The sequence below is a fragment of the Salinibacterium sp. ZJ450 genome (assembly GCF_011751885.2).
In the GTDB taxonomy this organism is placed as follows: Bacteria; Actinomycetota; Actinomycetes; order Actinomycetales; family Microbacteriaceae; genus Ruicaihuangia.
Map to the genome: position 1 here is coordinate 1,677,633 of NZ_CP061771.1, position 14,462 is coordinate 1,692,094.

Genomic DNA, 14,462 nt, shown 5'->3' on the forward strand with positions numbered 1-14,462 from the left:
AGCCTGAAAAGTAACGAAGGACGAGAATCCCCTTGAGTAGCTCCCCCACAACCGCCGTTGTGCCCCGCAATCGTTCGCTCGGCGGGCTGTCGACCGGCATCAAAGTTTTCGCCTGGCTGTCCCTCTTCACCCAGTGGGCGATCATCGGAACGGGCGGCGCCGTGCGCCTCACCGGCTCCGGGCTTGGCTGCCCCACCTGGCCGACCTGCACGCCGGATTCCCTCGTCCCCACCGCCGAGATGGGCATCCACGGCATCATCGAGTTCGGCAACCGCACGATGACCGGGGTGCTTGGCATCGTCGCGGTGGTGATGCTCGTGTTGCTCTGGCGCATCCGGCGTGAGCGGCGCGACCTGTTCGTGCTCAGCCTGGTGCTGCTCGCCGGAATCCTCGCCCAGGCGATCGTCGGCGGCATCACCGTGTGGACCGGCCTCAACCCGGTGATCGTCGGCTTCCACTACGTCGCGTCGCTCGTCCTGGTCTGTGTCGCCGCTGCCCTGGTCTACCGGGTGTACTCCCCCGCCGGGCGGCGGGAGCGGGTCGTGTCCGGCCGATATGCCGGTCTCACCCACGTGACGACGGCGGTGCTGGCGCTCACGATCGCCTTCGGGGTGCTCACCACCGGCGCGGGACCGCACTCCGGCGACGCGGCCGCCGGCCGCAACGGCTTCAACGCCGAACTGCTGGAGCACGTGCACGCGTGGCCCGGCTATGCCCTGTTCGCGCTGACCATCGTGCTCGTGATTGGAGCATGGCGGATGCCGCGGCTCAGGTCGTGGACGCTGGCGCTGCTCGCGGTGGAACTGGTGCAGATCGCCGTCGGCCTCTACCAGGCGCGCAACGGCCTGCCCGAACTCGCCGTCGGCGTGCACATGGTGCTCGCCGCGCTGCTGGCCGCGGTGATGACGGTGGTGCTGCTGGCGCAGAAGCGCCCGGTCGCCGCCGAGCCCCTCACGCCGCAGAGTTAGCCCGCGATAACGCGTAGCCCGCGGCAACGCGTAGCCCGCGGTAGCGCAGCGTCGGGCGGAGATCGGCAACGACACGGTCGACCTGATCGTGCTGAGCGGCGATGCGGGCGCCTGGTTTTCCCGACGCGGGTCCGTGAGGTCTGTGCTTCGGCCCTTTCGGCTCCCGACGAAGGACCAAATGATGGACCTCAGCGCGCGCCCGCACCGGAATCTGCGCGCGCGGCCGTGGTTCCGCGGTTAGAAGGGCAGCAGCGGGTCTACGCCCACAGCCAGGAACAGCAGCGTCAGGTAGGTGATGCTCGCCTGGAAGACCAGCATCGGGCGCACCTTCTCGCCGCGGATCGCCTGGCTGTACAGTCGGTGCGTCTCGAAGACGAACCATCCGCCGGCGATCAGCGCGACGGCACTGTACAGCAGCCCCATCGACGCCACCGGGATCAGCAGCAACGAGCACGCCACGGTCGCCCACGCGTACAGGATGGTCTGCAGACCCACCTCGGCGTGGCCGCGCAGCACGGCGAGCATCGGCACTCCCGCGTTCTCGTAGTCGTCGCGGTACTTCATCGACAGCGGCCAGTAGTGCGGCGGCGTCCAGAGAAAGACGACGGCGAACAGGATGACGGGTGCCCAGGTCAACGATCCGGTCACCGCCGACCAGCCGATCACCACGGGGAAGCATCCGGCGATTCCGCCCCAGACGATGTTCTGCTCGGTGCGCCGCTTCAGCACCAGCGTGTACACCACGACATAGAAGAAGATCGCGGCAACCGACAGCGCCGCGGCGAGCCAGTTGGTGAACACCAGCAGCCACACCGTCGACAGCACGGCCAGCGTCGAGGCGAAGATCAGCGCAGCCCGTGGGGTGATCTCCCCCGTCACTAGCGGTCGGTTCTCGGTGCGGTGCATCAGCTTGTCGATGTCGCGGTCGAAGTAGCAGTTGAACGCACTTGCCGCCCCGGCGCTCATCGAGCCGCCGATGAGGGTGGCAAGCATCAGCCACAGGTTCGGGATGCCGTTCTGGGCAAGGATCATCACGGGCGCCGTGGTGACCAAGAGCAACTCGGTCACCCGCGGTTTGGTCAGCGAGACGTACGCCTTGACCGTGCGCCGGAACCCGGTGCGGGGGGCCCGGATTTGGGGTTCTACGGCTACGTTCATCGCTCCTCGTTGGTCCTGGAATCTCGATGTCGAGTCTAATCGATGCGTGCGCCGACCAATCCGCGCCGCACGGCCGTTCGGTGTTACGCCAGCGGTAACCCCGCACTGCCCGAATCGGCGTGGCTCTCTATACTTGGTCATGCTTGCCTAACCGAAGGTCCAGTTCCCCCCGCAGATTGATATCAGGCGGTGCCTTCACACAAGCCAACGAAGTCTTCGGCATGCACACCCCCCGACCGGACACTCCGGTACCGCAATAGAAGGGTCATCATTCCAGTGGCAGCACTCCAATGGGATTCCATTGACAACCAGGCAGTAGACACCGCTCGAGTTCTCGCGGCGGATGCCGTGGAGAAGGTCGGTAACGGACACCCGGGGACGGCCATGAGCCTTGCTCCCGCGGCGTACCTGCTCTTCCAGAAGGTCATGCGCCATGACCCCAGCGACCAGCACTGGCTCGGTCGGGACCGGTTCATCCTGTCTGCGGGCCACAGCTCGCTGACCCAGTACGTCCAGCTTTACCTGGGCGGCTACGGCCTCGAGCTCGACGACCTCAAGAAGCTGCGCACCTGGGGCTCGCTGACCCCCGGCCACCCCGAGTTCGGTCACACCGACGGCGTGGAGATCACCACCGGCCCGCTCGGCCAGGGACTCGCGTCCGCCGTGGGCTTCGCCTACGCCGCCCGCTACGAGCGTGGCCTGTTTGACCCGGATGCCGCGGACGGCACCAGCCCGTTCGATCACAACATCTACGTGATCGCCGGCGACGGTGACCTGCAGGAGGGCATCACCAGCGAGGCCGGATCGCTCGCCGGCCACCAGCAGCTCGGCAACCTCATCGCGATCTACGACTCCAACCAGATCTCGATCGAAGACGACACCAACATCGCCTTCACCGAAGACGTACAGGCCCGGTACGAGGCGTACGGCTGGCAGGTTCAGGTCGTCGATTGGAAGAAGACCGGCGAGTACGTCGAGGACATCCAGGCGCTGAACGCCGCCATCGAGGCAGCCCAGGCCGAGACCTCCAAGCCCAGCCTGATCATCCTGAAGACGATCATCGGCTGGCCCGCCCCGAAGAAGCAGAACACCGGCAAGATCCACGGCTCCGCGCTCGGCGCCGAGGAGCTCGCCGCCGTCAAGGAGGTGCTCGGCTTCGACCCGGCCAAGAACTTCGTCGTCGCCGACGAGGTCATCGAGCACACCCGGAAGGCCATCGATCGTGGCGCCGAGAGGCGCGCAGAGTGGCAGAAGTCCTTCGACGCGTGGGCCGAGGCCAACGCTGACAAGAAGGCGCTGCTCGACCGGCTCCTCCGCGGCGAACTGCCCGAGGGCATCGACGCCGCGCTGCCGGTGTTCGAGCCGGGCAAGGACGTCTCCACCCGCGCCGCATCCGGCAAGGTGCTGAACGCCCTGGGCGCGATCGTGCCAGAACTGTGGGGCGGCTCCGCCGACCTCGCAGAGTCGAACAACACCACCATCGAGGGTGCCAAGTCGTTCGTGCCTGAGCAGTACTCCACGGCTGCGTGGAAGGGCGACAAGTACGGCCGAGTGCTGCACTTCGGCATCCGCGAGCACGCCATGGGCGCCATCCTGAACGGCATCGTGCTGCACGGCCCGACCCGCGCATTCGGTGGAACCTTCCTGATCTTCAGCGACTACATGCGCCCCGCGGTGCGTCTGGCTGCACTCATGAAGGTGCCGTCGATCTTCGTCTGGACGCACGACTCCGTCGCGCTCGGTGAAGACGGCCCCACCCACCAGCCGGTCGAGCAGCTGTCCACGCTGCGCGCCATCCCCGGTCTTGAGATCGTGCGCCCGGGAGATGCCAACGAGGTGGCCTGGGCCTGGAAGACGATCCTCGAGCGCCGCAACGCGCCGGCCGGTATCGCGCTGACCCGCCAGAACATCCCGGTGTTCGCGCGTGGTGAGGGTGACGCCAGCGGCGACACGTTCGCGTCGGCGAAGAACGTCGCCAAGGGCGGCTACGTGTTGGCAGAGGCCCCGAACGGCACCCCAGACGTGATCTTCATCGCCACCGGGTCCGAGGTTCAGCTCGCCGTCAACGCCCGCGAGGCGCTCAAGGCCGACGGCATCAACGCGCGCGTCGTGTCGATGCCGAGCGTCGAGTGGTTCGAAGAGCAGAGCGCGGAGTACAAGGAGTCCGTTCTGCCCGCCGCCGTCAAGGCGCGGGTGTCGATCGAGGCCGGCCTCGACCTGACCTGGCAGCGTTACGTCGGCGACGCCGGCCGCAGCGTCTCGATCGAGCACTTCGGTGCCTCGGCCGACTACAAGACCCTGTTCCACAAGTTCGGGATCACCACCGAGGCTGCTCTCGCGGCCGCCAAGGAATCGCTGGCCGCCCTCTAGGGCGTCAGAGAAGGAAGAAGAAAATGACGAACAGCACCCCCACCCAGGCCCTCTCCGACCTCGGCGTCAGCATCTGGCTCGACGACCTGTCCCGCGACCGCATCGTCTCCGGCGGCCTGAAAGAGCTGATGGCCGACCGCAACGTCGTCGGTGTCACCACCAACCCCACGATCTTCGCCTCCGCGCTTGCCAAGGGCACCACCTACGACGCGCAGGTCGCGGAACTGGCCAAGACCGGCGCCGACGTCACCGAAGCCGTGTTCGAGATCACCACGCACGACGTGACCACGGCCTGCGACATCCTGCGCCCGGTCTACGACGCCAGCAACGGCTTCGACGGCCGCGTCTCGATCGAGGTTGAGCCGGCGCGCGCCAACCACACCGAGGACACCATCGCCGAGGCGAAGACCCTGTGGGCCAAGGTCGACCGTCCCAACGTGATGATCAAGATCCCGGCAACGGTCGAGGGCCTGGACGCCATCACCGCCACCATCGCCGAGGGCATCAGCGTCAACGTCACCCTGATCTTCAGCCTGACGCGCTACCGCGAGGTCATCAACGCGTACCTCACCGGGCTGGAGAAGGCGAAGGCCGCCGGTCACGACCTGTCCACCATCCACTCGGTCGCCTCGTTCTTCGTGTCGCGCGTCGACACCGAGATCGACAAGCGCCTCGAAGCGGTCGGCACCGACGAGGCCAAGGCCTTGAAGAGCAAGGCTGGCGTTGCGAACGCGCGCCTCGCCTACGAGGTGTTCGAGCAGTCCTTCGACTCCGAGCGGGCCAAGACCTTGCTCGCCGCCGGAGCGAACATTCAGCGCCCGCTGTGGGCGTCGACCGGTGTCAAGGACCCCAGCCTGCCCGACACGCTGTACGTGACCGAGCTCGCCGTCAAGAACACGGTCAACACCATGCCGGAGAAGACGCTGGAAGCCACCTTCGACCACGGCGTGATCGAGGGCGACAAGGTCACCGCTAGCTACGCGGAGGCCAACGCCACGATGGACGCAATCGCCGCGCAGGGTGTCTCATACGACGACGTCACCGAGCTGCTCGAGCGTGAGGGCGTGGACAAGTTCGTAGTCTCCTGGAACGAACTGCTCGACACCGTCACCGCAGCGCTCGACGCGGCGAAGGTCGAGGCCAAGTGAGCATCAAGATCGGCGTGAGCGGCGCGGCAGCGGAGGCTGTCGGCCGCATCGTGCCGCAGCTGGTCAGCGACCTCGTTGCCAGCCGCATCACCGATCAGGATGAGACCCTGTGGGGCCCCGACGCGGAAGCCGAGGCGGGCAAGCGCCTCGGCTGGACCGAGTCGATCGTGGTATCGCGGCCCCTGGTCGACGACATCCTCGCGCTCCGTCACAAGCTGCGCGCCGACGGCGTCGACCACATCGTGCTCGGCGGGATGGGCGGATCCTCGCTCGCCCCCGAGGTGATCACCCGCACCGAGGGCGTCGCACTGACCGTGCTTGACTCGACCTCCCCCGGACAGGTGCTCGCCGCGCTGAACGACCGTCTCGCGAGCACCGCCGTGGTGATCTCGTCCAAGTCCGGCGGCACCGTCGAAACCGACAGCCAGAAGCGGGTGTACGAGCAGGCGTTCCGCGACGCCGGCATCGACCCGATCGACCGGATCATCATCGTCACCGATCCCGGATCGCCGCTCGACATCTCGGCGCGCGAAGCCGGCTACCGCGTGTTCAACGCCGACCCTAACGTCGGCGGGCGCTACTCGGCGCTCACCGCGTTCGGGCTGGTGCCGTCCGGACTCGCCGGTGTCGACATCAAGCGCCTGCTCGACGAGGCCGAAGCGGTCTCCCTGGAGCTTGCGCAGGACATCCCGTCGAACCCCGGCCTCGTGCTGGGCGCGGCGATCGCGGGCACCCGGCCGCTGAAGAACAAGCTGGCCATCGTCGCCGACGGCACCCACATCCTGGGCTTCGCCGATTGGGCGGAGCAGCTGATCGCCGAATCGACAGGCAAGAACGGCACCGGACTGCTTCCGGTGGTGTTCGGCACCGACGCTCCGGAGCTCTCCGCCGACCTGCCCGACTTGCAGGTGATTCGCCTGGTCGGTGACTGGAACGACACCAAGGAGGTCGAGGAGGGCGAGATCGAGATCACCGGCACCCTCGGCGCGCAGCTGCTCACCTGGGAGTACGCCACCGCGGTCGCCGGCCGCCTGCTCGGCATCAACCCGTTCGACCAGCCAGACGTCGAGTCGGCCAAGGTGGCCGCGCGCGGCCTGCTGGACGCCCGACCCGAACCGGCCGCGCCGCTGTTCGTGGCAGAGGGAGTCGAGGTCCGCGGGGCAGTCGCCGAGCACGCCACGACGCTGGATGCCGCGCTCGAGGCCCTGTTCGACCAGCTCTCCGACACCGGATACGTGTCAGTTCAGGCGTACGTCGACCGGGTCGCTCACCCCGATTTCGAGAAGCTCCGCAACCTGATCGCCGAGAAGACCGGACGCCCGGTCACCTTCGGTTGGGGTCCGCGCTTCCTGCACTCGACTGGTCAGTTCCACAAGGGTGGACCCGCGATCGGCGTGTTCCTGCAGATCCTTGCCAGCGAGCCGCACGACCTGGAGATCCCGGACCGTCCGTTCACGTTCGGACAGTTGATCCAGGCGCAGGCTGCCGGAGACGCGACCGTGCTCGGCGAGCACGGCCGCCCGGTGCTGACCCTCACCCTCACCGAACCGGCGAACGGGCTGGCCACGCTCGCGCGCGCGCTCGGCTAGCTCACCCACCGCAACAAGGAGCTCTATGCCCCCCGTGGAGATCGCGCCCGGGATCAACCCGCTGCGCCTGCCCACCGATCGTCGACTCAACCGCATAGCCGGACCGAGCGCGCTCATCATCTTCGGCGTGACGGGTGACCTGTCGCGCAAGAAACTGATGCCGGCGGTGTACGACCTGGCGAACCGCGGGCTGCTGCCCGCGGGGTTTGCCCTGGTCGGCTTCGCCCGACGCGACTGGGAGACCCAGGACTTCGAACGGGAGGTGCACGACGCGGTCAAGAAGTACGCGCGTACCCCGTTCGACGAGGCGGTCTGGCAGCAACTCAGCCAGGGCATCCGCTTCGTCCAGGGTGAGTTCGACGACCCTGCCGCGTTCGCGCGGTTGAAGGCGACGCTCGAGGAGCTCGACTCCTCCAGGGGAACGATGGGCAACCACGCGTTCTACCTGTCGATCCCGCCGAAGGCGTTCCCGCTGGTCACCGAGCAGTTGCGATCCGCGGGGCTCGCTGAGCAGTCCGACAACTCGTGGCGCCGCGTGGTGATCGAGAAGCCGTTCGGCAGCGACCTGAAATCCGCCCGCGAGTTGAACGCGGTGGTGGAGTCGGTCTTCCCACCCGGTTCGGTGTTCCGCATCGACCACTACCTCGGCAAGGAGACGGTTCAGAATATTCTGGCGCTGCGCTTCGCCAACGAGCTGTGGGAGCCGATCTGGAACAGCAACTATGTCGACCACGTGCAGATCACGATGGCCGAAGACATCGGAGTGGGCGGCCGTGCCGGCTACTACGACGGCATCGGCGCGGCCCGCGACGTGATCCAGAACCACCTGCTGCAGTTGCTCGCGCTCACCGCCATGGAGGAGCCGAACTCGTTCGACGCCGCCGACCTGCGCGCCGAGAAGGAGAAGGTGCTGGCTGCAGTGCGCCTGACCGATGATCTTGCCGCGTCGACCGCGCGCGGGCAATACGCCGGCGGCTGGCAGGGTGGCGAGAAGGTGCTCGGCTTCCTCGACGAGGACGGCATGAACCCGGAATCGCTCACCGAGACCTACGCGGCAATGCGGCTGGACATCAACACGCGCCGCTGGGCGGGCGTGCCGTTCTACCTGCGCGCGGGCAAGCGCCTGGGCCGTCGCGTCACCGAGATCGCGGTGGTGTTCAAACGAGCACCGCAGTACCTCTTCGCCGAAAGCCAGACTTCCGAGCTCGGTGAGAACGCGATCGTGATTCGGGTGCAGCCCGACGAGGGCGTCACCATCCGGTTCGGGTCGAAGGTGCCGGGGGCCAGCCTGCAGATCCGCGACGTCACCATGGACTTCGGCTACGGTCACGCCTTCACCGAGGCGAGCCCGGAAGCCTACGAGCGGCTCATCCTCGACGTGCTGCTCGGCGACCCGCCGCTGTTCCCCCGCCACGCTGAGGTTGAACTCAGCTGGAAGATCCTCGACCCGATCGAGGAGTTCTGGCAGACCCAGGGTCAGCCGGAACAGTACAAGCCCGGCACCTGGGGTCCGAGCTCCGCCGATGAACTGATGGCCCGCGACGGCCGCACCTGGAGGCGTCCATGATCGTCGACCTGCCCAACACCACCACCAGCGCGGTGTCGAAGAGCATTGTCAGCATCCGCGAGGAGGGCGGCGTCGTCGCTCTCGGGCGTGTGCTGACGCTCGTCATCGCGGTCCCGATCGGCGATGAGGAAGAGGCCATCAAGGCCGCGAACGACGCCTCCCGCGAGCATCCGATGCGGGTCATCGTGGTCTCCACCGACCCCACGAAGCCCAACCGCCTCGATGCCGAGATCCGGGTGGGCGGCGACGCCGGGGCCAGCGAGGTCATCGTGCTGCGCGCCTACGGCGAGATCGCCGCCGACGAGGAGGGCCTGGTGATGGCGCTGCTGCTTCCGGATGCCCCCGTGGTGGCCTGGTGGCCGCGCGAGGCTCCCCCGGTGCCCAGCACCTCCCCGTTGGGACGGATCGCGCAGCGCCGGATCAGCGATGCCGCCGCCGCGGCCGACCCGGCGGCGGCGATCGCCCGTTGCTCGGTGTCCTACGCGCCCGGCGACACCGACTTCGCCTGGACCCGCCTCACCCTGTGGCGGGCGCAGCTTGCCGCGGTGCTCGACCAGCCGCCGTACGAGCCGATCACCGGAATCGACGTGACCGGGGCATCCGACTCCCCCTCGACCATGCTGCTCGCCGCGTGGCTGACATTGCAGCTCGAGGTGCCGGTGAACCTCACCATGACCAGCCCCGACGAGGAGCGAGGCGGAATCCACGGAGTGCGGTTGCACCGAGCGAGCGGTGTGATCGATCTGGAGCGGGAGATCCCGGGCGTCGCGACGCTCACCCAGCCGAACCAGCCGGTGCACGACATCTCGCTGCCCCGCCGCAACCTGCGCGACTGCCTCTCGGAAGAGTTGCGCAGACTCGATCCCGATGTTTTGTTTGGACGAGTGATCACGGACGGAGTGGCGCTGATCGCCGACCAGGCGGCCGTCACCACCCCGTTCCCGACCGGGAAAGGCCAGGCGTAGATTCCGTGACGAATGAACGGCGGGTGCTCGTGCACCCAGACAAGATCTCCCTCGCCGGGTCGGCCGCGGCGCGGTTCATCACCAAGATGATCGACGTGCTCGAGACCGAAGACGAGGCGCATGTGGCGTTGACCGGCGGCTCGATGGGCATCGCCGTGCTGGACGCCATCAACGCCTCGGCCGCGCGCGACAGCCTGGACTGGTCGCGGCTGCACTTCTGGTGGGGCGACGAGCGCTGGGTGCCGCGCGGTCACGCTGACCGCAACGACCAGCAGGCGATCGACGCGTTGCTCACTCACGTGGCGGTCGACGAGTCGCATGTGCACACGTTCCCGGCTCCGGGCGAGTACGAGGATCTGGATGCCGCGGCCGACGCCTACGCGGCGGAGCTCGCGAACGCCGCTGCCGAGGGCAGCTACCCGCGGTTCGCCGTCACATTCCTCGGGGTGGGACCTGACGGACACGTGGCATCGCTGTTCCCTGGCCTGCCCGGCATCCGGGAAACCGAGAGAAGCGTCATCGCGGTGCGCAACTCGCCCAAGCCACCGCCGGAACGCCTCAGCCTCACCCTGCCGGTGATCAACAACTCCGACCGGGTCTGGCTGATGCTTGCCGGTCAGGACAAGGCATCCGCTCTCGGGCTCACCATGGCGGGGGTCGCGACCGACTCCGTTCCGGCCGCCGGAGTGCAGGGGCGCAAGCGCACGGTGTTCTTCGTCGACCAGGAGGCCACGGCCGAGGTTCCCGAGGATCTCATCGCGAAGAACCGGTACTGGACGTCAGCCGACGACAACTGAGTCGTAGCAGCAACAACTAAAGGCCGCCCGATTGGGCGGCCTTTACTTGTTGAACTTTGGTGAGCGCTGTTTTGGTGAGCGCTACGCGGTCATGCCGCGGCGGGCGCGCAGCTGCTGCAGCGACTCCTCGAGAAGCGCCTCAGCTTCTTCTTCGGTGCGGCGCTCCTTGACGTATGCCAGGTGCGTCTTGTACGGCTCAAGCTTCGTCACCTGAGGCGGGTTGTCTTTGTCGCGACCGGCGGGCAGCCCGGTTGAGGGGCTGTCGATCGTCGCGGGGATCTCGTCGTCGGGAAGGGTGGCTGAATAGTAGCGCACCGTCTCATTGCCGAGTTCGTCCCAGTAGGACACGGCGACACGCTCGGCTTGGAAGCCGCGGTCCTGTTCCCCCATGGGGCCCGCGCCGACGCGCGAACCACGAATTGCACTACCGCCTGAAGCCACTTCGGTCCCCCTTGCTCAGAATTCTGCTGGCCTAGATGCCCGAGTCGAACTTGGTGATGAGCCCGAGCACCACGATGCAGGTGATCCACACGACGGCGAGGATCACCGTGATGCGGTTCAGGTTGCGCTCCGCGACCCCGGATGCTCCCAGGTTTGAGGTGACGCCGCCGCCGAACATGTCGGACAAGCCGCCACCGCGCCCGCGGTGCAGCAGGATCAGCAGCGTGAGCAGGAGGCTCGTGATGCCGAGGAGAACCTGCAGCACGACCTGAAGAATATCCACGGGTTACCTTTCGAACGGTTGTAGACCGTCAACCAGTATAGGCGTCACACGCCGACGTGCTGTTTGAACCGAGCGATGCTCGTGAATTCGGTGACGTCGAGGCTTGCCCCGCCGACCAGCGCGCCGTCGACGTTCGGCTGCCGCATGAAGCCGGCAATGTTCGATGACTTGACGGAACCGCCGTACAGGATGCGGGTGGCAGCCGCCACCTCGTCGCCGAGGGCTTCCGCGACCACGGCGCGAAGCGCCGCGCAGACCTGTTCGGCCTGTTCGGGCGTGGCGGCCTGGCCGGATCCGATCGCCCAGACCGGCTCGTAGGCGACGACGACGTCGGTGGCCTTGCCCGCAACCGCCAACGCGGTCCGCAGTTGGGCGACCGGAACGGCGCTCGGGCCGTGCTGCTCGAGGTCTTCGGCCGTCTCCCCAACGCAAATGATCGGGGTCACCGAGTTCTTGATGGCCGCCGCGGTCTTGGCGCCGACGATCTCGTCGGTCTCACCGTGATACTGGCGACGTTCCGAGTGGCCGATGATCACGTAGTCGCAGTGCAGCGCCTTCAGGAAGGAACCCGCCACCTCGCCGGTGTATGCGCCGGAGTCGTGCTGGCTGACGTCCTGAGCGCCGTATTGCAGCGGCAGCTTGTCTGCCGCGATCAGCGTCTGCACCGACCGGAGGTCGGTGAACGGCGGGAACACGGCAACCTGCACGCCGTCGAAGTCGTGCCGGGCGTCCTTCAGGCTCCAGGCGAGCTTCTGCACGAAGGCGATCGCCTGCAGGTGGTCAAGGTTCATTTTCCAGTTGCCCGCGATCAGCGGAACACGCTGGGAATTTACTGCTGCCATCCAAGAACCTCCAAGCCCGGAAGCTTCTTACCCTCGAGGAACTCGAGGCTCGCACCGCCGCCGGTAGATATGTGACCAAACTGGGAATCGTCAAACTTGAGCGCGCGCACCGCGGCGGCGGAATCGCCGCCTCCGACCACGCCGAGACCGTCGATCTCGGTGAGTGCGGCCGCGACCGCTTCGGTGCCCGCGGCGAACGGTGCCAACTCGAACACGCCCATCGGGCCGTTCCAGAACACCGTTTTCGAGGACCGGATGACGTCGGCGAACCGGGCGGATGTCGCGGGGCCGATGTCCAGGCCGAGCCCTGCCGCACCGAACGGGGTGTCTTCAATGCCGTCCGCCGGAGCCACCAGGTGCTCTGCGTCAGCGCCGAACTTGGATGCGACGACCACATCGGTCGGCAGCACAATGTCAACGCCGAGGCGTTCGGCCTCGGCCAGGTAGCCCTTGACCGTGTCGATCTGGTCGGCTTCGAGCAGGCTCGCCCCGACCTTGTGCCCGTTCGCGGCGAGGAAGGTGAACAGCATGCCGCCGCCGATCAGCAGCGAGTCGACCTTGGGCAGCAGGTGCCCGATCACGCCGAGCTTGTCGCTGACCTTGGAGCCGCCGAGCACGACCGTGTATGGCCGCTCCGGTGACTCGGTCAGGCGGTTCAGCACGTCGAGCTCTGCCGCGATCAGCGTGCCTGCGGCACTCGGCAGCAGCGTGGCGAGCTCGTAGACGCTCGCCTGCTTGCGGTGCACGACGCCGAAACCGTCGGAGACGAACGCGTCACCGAGAGCAGCCAACTTGGCGGCGAACTCCTGACGCTCGGCGTCTTGCTTGCTGGTCTCCCCCGGGTTGAAGCGGAGGTTCTCGAGCAGGGCGACGCCGCCCGCTGGCAGATCACGCACGGTGGCCTCGGCATCCGGACCCACGGTATCTGTGGCAAACGCCACCGGAGCTCCCAGCAGCTCGGCGAGCCGCGCGGCGACCGGGGCGAGGCTGTAGCGCTCGTCCGGTGCGCCCTCTGGGCGTCCGAGGTGCGAGACGATGACGACTCTCGCGCCCGCCCCGGCGAGGTCAGTCACCGTGGGGACGGAGGCACGAATGCGTCCGTCGTCGGTGATGACCCCGTCTTGGAGCGGAACGTTCAGGTCGCATCGCAGCAGTACCGTTTTGCCGGTGAGAGCACCGAGGCTCTCGATTGTGCGCAATGCCACGAAATAGTTTCCTTACAGGCGTTCGGCGACGTACTCGGTCAGGTCGACCAAGCGGTTGGAGTATCCCCACTCATTGTCGTACCAGGCGGACAGCTTGACCTGGTTGCCCAGCACACGCAGGAGGCCTGCGTCGAAGATCGAGGAGTGCGGGTCTGACACGATGTCGGAGGAGACGATCTCGTCTTCGGTGTACTTGAGGATGCCCTTGAGCTTGCCCTCTGCAGCGTTCTTGTACGCCGCCTTGACCTCGTCCACGGTCACGTTGCGCGAGGCGGTGACGGTGAGGTCGGTGATGGAGCCGGTGGGTACCGGCACGCGCAGGGCGAAGCCGTCGAGCTTGCCGACGAGCTCCGGCAGGACCAGGCCGATTGCCTTGGCAGCACCGGTTGAGGTCGGCACGATGTTGACCGCGGCGGCACGGGCACGGCGGAGGTCGCTGTGCGGGCCGTCCTGCAGGTTCTGGTCGGCGGTGTACGCGTGGATCGTGGTCATCAACCCACGCTCGATGCCGAACTTGTCGTTGAAGACCTTCGCGAGCGGCGCGAGGCAGTTCGTGGTGCACGACGCGTTGGAGATGATGTGGTGCGCCGCGGGGTCGTAGGACTCGTGGTTGACGCCCATCACGAAGGTGGCGTCTTCACCGTTGGCCGGAGCCGAGATGAGAACCTTCTTGGCGCCAGCCTGGATGTGCTTACGGGCGTCGTCGGCCTTGGTGAAACGGCCGGTGGACTCGATGACGATGTCAACGCCCAGGTCGCCCCAGCCGAGGTTTGCCGGGTCGCGCTCTTCGAGCACGGTGATCGGCTTACCGTTGACGACGATCTGGTTGCCCTCAAGCTCCACGGTGGCGTCGAGCCGGCCGTTGATCGAGTCGTACTTCAGAAGGTGGGCAAGCGTCTTGTTGTCGGTGAGGTCGTTGACTGCGACGAGCTCAAGGTCGCTGCCCTTGGCGAGCGCAGCGCGGAAGTAGTTGCGGCCGATTCGGCCGAAGCCGTTGATGCCGATCTTGACTGACAATGGATCTCCTGTTGCTCAGGCGTCTGAATCAGACGCAAGGGTGGTGGGGCAACTGGTCATACCAGCGGACGGTGGCCGGGGCGACCAGCGGCCACCCCGGCCACCATGCCGT

The 14,462-nt window shown here is 67.0% G+C and carries 13 protein-coding genes; 7 read left to right on the forward strand and 6 right to left on the reverse strand.

Translation table 11 applies throughout. The features are described from left to right. Positions 1–59 precede the first annotated feature (59 nt). On the forward strand, positions 60–968 hold the full coding sequence (locus HCT51_RS07965) for a COX15/CtaA family protein (protein ID WP_166872035.1): 909 nt from the start codon (positions 60–62) through the stop codon (positions 966–968). Between the two features lie 237 nt (positions 969–1,205). Here the strand turns inward: HCT51_RS07965 and HCT51_RS07970 are convergent, their stop codons facing one another. Then, the gene (locus HCT51_RS07970; protein WP_166872032.1) at positions 1,206–2,126 is read right to left on the reverse strand and encodes a heme o synthase; all 921 of its coding nucleotides are present in this window, start codon (positions 2,124–2,126) and stop codon (positions 1,206–1,208) included. A gap of 276 nt (positions 2,127–2,402) precedes the next feature. On the opposite strand from HCT51_RS07970, the gene tkt reads away from it, so the two are divergent. From tkt to pgl, 6 genes are read left to right on the forward strand one after another with little or no spacing between them, the layout of a single operon-like run. Then, complete coding sequence (gene tkt / locus HCT51_RS07975; RefSeq protein WP_166872029.1) at positions 2,403–4,496, forward strand: transketolase; 2,094 nt, start codon at positions 2,403–2,405, stop codon at positions 4,494–4,496. 23 nt (positions 4,497–4,519) lie between these two features. After that, on the forward strand, positions 4,520–5,644 hold the full coding sequence (tal, locus tag HCT51_RS07980) for a transaldolase (RefSeq protein WP_166872025.1): 1,125 nt from the start codon (positions 4,520–4,522) through the stop codon (positions 5,642–5,644). Beyond that, positions 5,641–7,233, forward strand: a complete 1,593-nt coding sequence (locus tag HCT51_RS07985) for a glucose-6-phosphate isomerase (protein WP_166872022.1) — start codon at positions 5,641–5,643, stop codon at positions 7,231–7,233. The genes tal and HCT51_RS07985 overlap by 4 nt, the downstream gene beginning before the upstream one ends. Positions 7,234–7,258: 25 nt before the next feature. Next, positions 7,259–8,800, forward strand: coding sequence for a glucose-6-phosphate dehydrogenase (zwf, locus tag HCT51_RS07990; protein ID WP_166872018.1), 1,542 nt, complete (start codon positions 7,259–7,261; stop codon positions 8,798–8,800). Further along, positions 8,797–9,765, forward strand: a complete 969-nt coding sequence (locus tag HCT51_RS07995) for a glucose-6-phosphate dehydrogenase assembly protein OpcA (RefSeq protein ID WP_166872015.1) — start codon at positions 8,797–8,799, stop codon at positions 9,763–9,765. Before zwf ends, HCT51_RS07995 begins: the two co-directional genes overlap by 4 nt. Before the next feature lie 5 nt (positions 9,766–9,770). Then, positions 9,771–10,562, forward strand: a complete 792-nt coding sequence (gene pgl, locus HCT51_RS08000; RefSeq protein ID WP_166872012.1) for a 6-phosphogluconolactonase — start codon at positions 9,771–9,773, stop codon at positions 10,560–10,562. Positions 10,563–10,643: 81 nt separating this feature from the next. On the opposite strand, the gene HCT51_RS08005 is transcribed toward pgl, so the two are convergent. Genes HCT51_RS08005 through gap form a run of 5 tightly spaced genes read right to left on the reverse strand, consistent with a single transcriptional unit; the run spans position 10,644 to position 14,350 of the window. Beyond that, complete coding sequence (locus HCT51_RS08005; protein ID WP_166872009.1) at positions 10,644–11,003, reverse strand: RNA polymerase-binding protein RbpA; 360 nt, start codon at positions 11,001–11,003, stop codon at positions 10,644–10,646. Between the two features lie 31 nt (positions 11,004–11,034). After that, entirely contained in the window at positions 11,035–11,286 is a 252-nt protein-coding gene (gene secG, locus HCT51_RS08010; protein WP_166872006.1) for a preprotein translocase subunit SecG, read from the reverse strand. A gap of 44 nt (positions 11,287–11,330) precedes the next feature. Continuing rightward, on the reverse strand, positions 11,331–12,128 hold the full coding sequence (tpiA, locus tag HCT51_RS08015) for a triose-phosphate isomerase (RefSeq protein ID WP_166872003.1): 798 nt from the start codon (positions 12,126–12,128) through the stop codon (positions 11,331–11,333). Then, positions 12,116–13,333 (reverse strand): phosphoglycerate kinase, encoded by a 1,218-nt coding sequence (locus HCT51_RS08020; protein ID WP_166872001.1) that lies wholly within the window; start codon positions 13,331–13,333, stop codon positions 12,116–12,118. Before HCT51_RS08020 ends, tpiA begins: the two co-directional genes overlap by 13 nt. A gap of 12 nt (positions 13,334–13,345) precedes the next feature. Continuing rightward, entirely contained in the window at positions 13,346–14,350 is a 1,005-nt protein-coding gene (gap, locus tag HCT51_RS08025; RefSeq protein WP_166871998.1) for a type I glyceraldehyde-3-phosphate dehydrogenase, read from the reverse strand. Between the last annotated feature and the right edge of the window lie 112 nt (positions 14,351–14,462).